The sequence below is a fragment of the Vibrio sp. Vb0937 genome (assembly GCF_033338855.1).
On sequence record NZ_JAWOTK010000358.1, the window covers coordinates 1 to 1,133 of the forward strand.

Consider the following 1,133-nt stretch of genomic DNA (forward strand, 5'->3'; position numbering starts at 1 on the left):
TGTGACGTAGACTAATTTATTTTGTTTGTCCTCTTCCCCTACCACCCCATATCATCCCCACCATAAACGCTCTTTGATATTTTTATTTGTAGTTCTGCCACCGACGTAAAAGTACGCCTTTTCATCCCACAATTTTGCTTTTACAACCGACCAGAACGTTCTGAGTCATTCAATGACTCAGCATCTATTCATGCAGGAATATATCGTGGATAAATATCAAGCGGCTTACGCAAAGCGTCTCTCAAAACTAAAAAGTGATAACAGTTCACCTAAGGCAATAGCTCGCCTTTGCGCTTGGGATTCGTTTTTTAACCAAGAGTTTGAACTTCAAGATCTTGAATATCAGATGGCCGATGCTGCGCGTCAGCGTTACGAGCAATCCAATGTAAAAAACGACATTTCGTTTAAAGCCTTCAAACGCGCCTTCTACAACGAATCCATCGAGATCTATAACTTGACCGATGGCGCAGCCATTCAAAAAGTCTTTACGCCATTAATTATGCTTGCCACCGCTTGGATTGTGTTTGTGTGCTCTGTATCGAACTAAGCACGCAAATACACTCCAAGAGGGATGAGAATCATCATGCCTAAGATAACGTTACTTCTGCTGGCCACTACAATTGGTATTGGCACTACCGGCGCTGCATTTTGTGTTGGTGTGACTTACGCATTTACTCAGTTACCGTTAGAAAGCTGGTTTCTAAACCCATAAATACAAAAAAGCAGAACTCGATGTGAGTTCTGCTTTTCATTGTTTATTTGGCCGTAACTCGGATGAAACCTAGAATTCCCGGTTCATTTTTTCCAAACACGATAGAAAGGTTGATTGCTGCTCTGGCTCAATATGACGAGTAAGATCACGCACAAGATCAAGGTGCAACTGGTTATGATGACGATGAATTTTCTCACCTTCTGGTGTGAGCCTCACAACGATAGCACGGCGATCTTCCGGATGAGGGCAACGTTCTATCAAGTTCGCATTCACTAACTTTTCGATTTGTACCGTTAACGTTCCGGTCGTGATGCCTAACTTTTCCGCCAGTTCTTTCATGCGCAGCGCACCATGGCCGCCCAGCACTTCAATAGTATGGACTTGGGCCAAAGAGTAGCCGGTTTCTTTTACGACTGACTGT

Annotated in this window: 3 protein-coding genes; 2 read left to right on the plus strand and 1 reads right to left on the minus strand. The window is 43.5% G+C overall.

Annotation, left to right across the window (positions count from 1 at the left end; all coding sequences use genetic code 11):
- Positions 1-205: 205 nt before the first annotated feature.
- A complete protein-coding gene (locus R7P67_RS25695) occupies positions 206-547 on the plus strand; it encodes a hypothetical protein (RefSeq protein ID WP_005485142.1) in 342 nt (113 codons plus the stop codon).
- Between the two features lie 36 nt (positions 548-583).
- Complete coding sequence (locus R7P67_RS25700; RefSeq protein ID WP_045587355.1) at positions 584-712, plus strand: hypothetical protein; 129 nt, start codon at positions 584-586, stop codon at positions 710-712.
- Positions 713-781: 69 nt separating this feature from the next.
- Here the strand turns inward: R7P67_RS25700 and R7P67_RS25705 are convergent.
- On the minus strand, positions 782-1,133 hold a 352-nt coding region (locus R7P67_RS25705), incomplete at its 5' end, for a MarR family transcriptional regulator (RefSeq protein WP_318086433.1).

Excerpts from the sequence above, each read along its gene's own strand:
- R7P67_RS25700 (WP_045587355.1), top strand. The coding sequence starts at position 584 with ATGCCTAAGATAACGTTACTTCTGCTGGCCACTACAATTGGTATTGGC.